This is a genomic window from Waterburya sp., assembly GCF_058530065.1.
Window position 1 is genome coordinate 1 of sequence record NZ_JBZNBU010000139.1, and the last position, 4,362, is coordinate 4,362.

The 4,362-nt window shown below is 42.0% G+C and carries 5 protein-coding genes; 4 read left to right on the top strand and 1 reads right to left on the bottom strand.

Annotated features, from left to right (window positions below; all coding sequences use genetic code 11):
• Positions 1–95: 95 nt before the first annotated feature.
• Positions 96–854: an alpha/beta hydrolase family protein gene (locus tag AC33VI_RS09165; protein WP_491781966.1), complete on the bottom strand. Its 759-nt coding sequence runs from the start codon at positions 852–854 to the stop codon at positions 96–98.
• A gap of 58 nt (positions 855–912) precedes the next feature.
• Between AC33VI_RS09165 and AC33VI_RS09170 the strand changes: the two genes are divergently transcribed.
• The 4 genes from AC33VI_RS09170 to AC33VI_RS09185 all read left to right on the top strand — a co-directional run.
• Positions 913–1,719 (top strand): tetratricopeptide repeat protein, encoded by an 807-nt coding sequence (locus tag AC33VI_RS09170; RefSeq protein WP_491781962.1) that lies wholly within the window; start codon positions 913–915, stop codon positions 1,717–1,719.
• Entirely contained in the window at positions 1,647–1,982 is a 336-nt protein-coding gene (locus tag AC33VI_RS09175) for a hypothetical protein (protein ID WP_491781963.1), read from the top strand. Before AC33VI_RS09170 ends, AC33VI_RS09175 begins: the two co-directional genes overlap by 73 nt.
• 83 nt (positions 1,983–2,065) lie before the next feature.
• On the top strand, positions 2,066–3,349 hold the full coding sequence (locus AC33VI_RS09180) for a glycoside hydrolase family 10-like protein (RefSeq protein WP_491781964.1): 1,284 nt from the start codon (positions 2,066–2,068) through the stop codon (positions 3,347–3,349).
• A partial coding sequence (locus AC33VI_RS09185) for a Crp/Fnr family transcriptional regulator (RefSeq protein ID WP_491781965.1) occupies positions 3,350–4,362 on the top strand: 1,013 nt, incomplete at its 3' end.

A 4,362-nucleotide genomic window follows, 5' to 3' on the forward strand; every position in this document is an offset into this window, starting at 1 on the left:
TCAGGTTAATCGACTCAAGATGTTGAAAAGACAAATGTATGGTCGTGCCAGTCATGAACTACTCAAGAAAAGATTTTTGTGTCCTGTCTAGTAAACTAGCGATCGCCTGATTCTTGGATCACCAAAAGCGTGCAAGACCCATATTTTGGTTCGGAATTGACCCAGACAAAGGGATGAATTTGTTCGGTAACCACTGGAGCTACCAAATCATTGCTGCCAGCAGTAATTAGGATGGGAATATCAATTTCCCCCATGCCTTCTGGTCCAAAGATACCGCTGGCAAGGGGATGGGCAGCTAGTACAGCTTTAATTCTCGGATCGCCTAAATTGAAATTTTCTGGGGGTAAGTATTGAGCGCGACACTGCAAATATAAGGATAAATTTAAAATAACATTTTCTTGGTTACAGGTTTGGGTCAAACGAGCATAATCGAGTTTAGCTCCTGCAAGAGAAAGAACGGTAGCACCGCCGAGAGAATCCCCCATCACGCCAATCTGCTCTAAATTCAGTAACTTTTTCCATTGGGAATCGGTGGCAGCTAATTCTTCTAGGCGATTGATAAAAAAAGAAATTTCTTGGGGGCGATTGAGAAACTCCACTGGACTAAGCAGTGTATGAAGTTTTCCTTGAAGATAGTTTTCACGATAGGAAAGATCGCTCCCTACATGATCGGGGACAAATACCACAAAGCCATAGGAAGCTATATGTTCGGCAATAGAAACAAAATTTTCTTTAATTGAACCAAATCCGTGGGAAATAATGATGATTGGAGCAGTTTGCGTTAATCCTTGAGGAATGTAAGCATCTACTGCGAAATCATAGTTTACAGACAGCCCTTCGGGTACTACCGTCAGGTTTAGTCATTGAGTCAAAACAACTAATTATTATCTACAAGACTTTCCTGTTGAGTGTTTGCAAACTGCTCGTAATCTGGGAGATCTACATTTTACACAAGGTAACTGGCAATCAGCTATTGAAGCTTATTCGTTAGCAATTGAAGCAATAGAAAAGAGTCGCCTTGCTGCATTAAATGACGATCGCCGACAAGAAATTATCACCGAATCTATTGGTGTTTACGAAAATATCGTGCAAGCTTGTATCAATTCGGGACAAGTAGAGAAAGCAATTGAGTATACAGAGCGTTCTCGTTGTCGTCGTTTGGTGGATTTGATCGCAAATAACGATCTCTACAGCGATGGTGAAATACCTCTACAAGTTGCCCAATACCTACAAGAGTACAATCGCTTTCAGCAGCGCATCAACGAGGAAAGAGAACGTCCGAAGGATAATGGAACTAAATCGGGAGACTTGACTGGTGCTGCTACTCGTTCTTCTAGAGCAAGCTTTGAGGCTGCTAATGAAAGAATCAAACAGCTTGAGGTAGAAAAACAGCAAGTTTGGCAACAGATTCGCGCTTTTGATAAGGTGCTTTCCGAACAGATTCAAGTCGAACCAATTGCTTTCGATGCTATTCGCGAACTAATTCCCGATTCTGATACGGCTTTAATCTCTTGCTATGTCACCCGCACTAACTTACAGATTTTTGTTGTCTTCAAAAACAAACCAGTTGCAGTTCATACTACTGAATTTAATCGCCAGCAATTAGGAGATTTTGCGGTTAATTCTTGGTTTAAGCCTTATCTGAAATGGTTAAGAAAGAAGATCCCGATTATTCTGAAGCTTGGCAAGAAAAAATGCCTCAAACTTTGGCAGAGTTAGCACAACATCTAGATTTGACTCAATTAGTAGAGCATCACTTACAGAATGTTAGGGAACTGATTGTTATTCCCCATCTGTATCTACACTCTATTCCTTTTGCTGCCTTACCCATACACAACCCCCCTTTTGAAGGGGGGCTAGGGGGGATCTCCGACTCAAAACTTCTAGGGGAGCGTTTTCGCTTGCGAATTTTACAAAATCCATTTGAGAGATTAATGATTGAAGTAGAGCGATCGCCATATTTTTCGCGATCGCAGGTGTAGAATTTAGAAACGAGAAAAAAATCTCCCACGTCCCGCCCTGAGAGTAGTTATAATCGCTATGTTCTTTAGATTTTAAGGCATTGATGAAACAGTATATTGCCAGAACTTTCGATCTTTTTGCGAATAAACTAGTTCGATTTAGCCAAGAAAGAGGTCGCATATCTTGGTGGATTTTTTTATTTATCTTGGCTCTTACCTTAGTAGCCATCACCCCTTTACCTGGAAAGTCTCAATTACAGGGAAATAAGCAAATTTGCCAGGCAGCAACCCCTAAAGAATTGCGAGGAGTCTGGCTGACTAATGTAGACAGCGATGTCTTATTCGATCGCCGTCGCACTTCTGAAGCTATTTCTTTGTTAGAGAAAGCTAATTTTAATACTCTCTACCCTACGGTGTGGAATTGGGGCTATACTCTCTATCCTTCTCCCACTGCCGAGGAAGTTACGGGGTTGGCTTTAGATCCCACTGAAGGTTTACAAGATAGGGATGTTCTAGCAGAAATTATCAGTCAGGGACACGAAAAAGGGATGAGCGTGATTCCTTGGTTCGAGTTTGGCTTTATGGCACCAGCAGACTCTACATTAGCCAAAAACCATCCAGAATGGCTGACCAGTCGCCAAGATGGTAGTACTATCTGGTGGGAAGGCAATGTACATCAAAGAGTCTGGTTGAACCCTTTACGACCTGAAGTACGGGCTTTTATGACCGATTTATTAAGGGAAATAGTTAGTAACTACGACATTGATGGCATTCAGCTAGACGATCATTTTGGCTATCCTTCAGAGTTGGGTTATGACGACTATACAGTCCAGTTGTATCAACAGGAACACGATGGCAAGCTACCCCCAGAAAATTATAAAGATCCTGAATGGGTGCGCTGGCGGGCGGATAAAATTACTGCCTACGTGGAAGAATTATTTCACGAACTAAAACGTCACAACTCCAAAGCAATTATTTCTGTTTCTCCTAATCCCCAAAACTTTTCTCTCAACTCTTTTTTGATGGACTGGCATACCTGGGAACGAAAAGGTTTTATTGAAGAATTAATCGTCCAACTATATCGCGATAGCAACAAAAGTTTAATTGCCGAATTGGAACAGCCAGAACTCTTAGCAGCTAGAGAGCATATTCCCGTGGCAATTGGTATTTTATCTGGTTTAAAAGGTCGTCCGATCCTGTGGCACAAAATTCACAAGCAAGTTAAAATCGCTCGCGAACATCAATTTGCTGGCGTATCTTTCTTTTTCTATGAGAGTCTCTGGAATTTAGCTACCGAATCGCCCCAGAGGAGACAAGCAGCCCTAAAAAACTTGTTTCGCGATCGCAAAGGGCGACCTAATTTATCTGACTGTCAATTTATATCTTAAATGAACGGCAAACTTAAATACCTCACTGACGAAGATTACAACGTTTTCTTAGAAAAAGCCCAAGTTGCTACCTACCAGCAGCGAGAGATAATTCTCCAAGAAGGTCGCAAATCCGAGGCAATTTTTTTAGTCAGAAAGGGCATGGTTAGGGTAGAAAGATCCGCATCGGGTAGGGATGTGGCGATCGCTTTTTTAGAACCAGGGGAAATATTTGGCGAGATGTCTTTTTTGGAGGGCGTACCCACTAGTGCTGCGGTAATCGCTCAAGAAGAGGTGGAAGTTTGTATTTTAAACGAACAAAACCTCTATTCTTTATTAACTTCTGTTCCTGGTTTATCAGATCGTTTTTATCAGTCTCTAGCCCACAATCTTTCTAGTAGGTTGCGCCAAACCAATTCTTTGGTCAGTTATTTAATGCGAAAAGTGCAGGTTTCTCCCAAATACGACCTCCGACGCACGGGACAAGAGGGACAAGATCATATTCCCCCCGAATTAATTGGGGAAACAGAACTATTTAAAGAAAATCTCCACAGTATCGAGCAAGAAATTCGTAACAAGCAAATTAGCGAAACCGAAGCCCAAGAAAAGATCGACAAGCTTTGCAATATGCTGATAAGTTCTTTGCGAGAGCAGATTATTTACAAGCCAGCCATGCAAAAAGCGATCGGGACTTATGTTTTTCGGGAAACTTTTCCCTTTTTTATGCTCAGTAGTTTTTGCGATCGCGCCTTTCGCAAGCCTGGCAACCGCGCCAGCGATTCTTATATTACCGAACTTCTTTCCCAAAACGAACCAGAAGGAGACGGACATTTAGGTATTTATTTAGACCGTTGGATTAGGGGTTTGCCTACTTGTTTGGCTCTCAAAAATCGTGGGGGAATTATTACCGAAACCATTAAACAACTACAGGAAAGCTGGATTTCAGATAACCCGATGCCCATTACTAGTTTGGCTAGTGGTTCGGCATCGGAAATTCTCGATCTTTATTTCCAAACTGCCCCGCCCAATGCCCA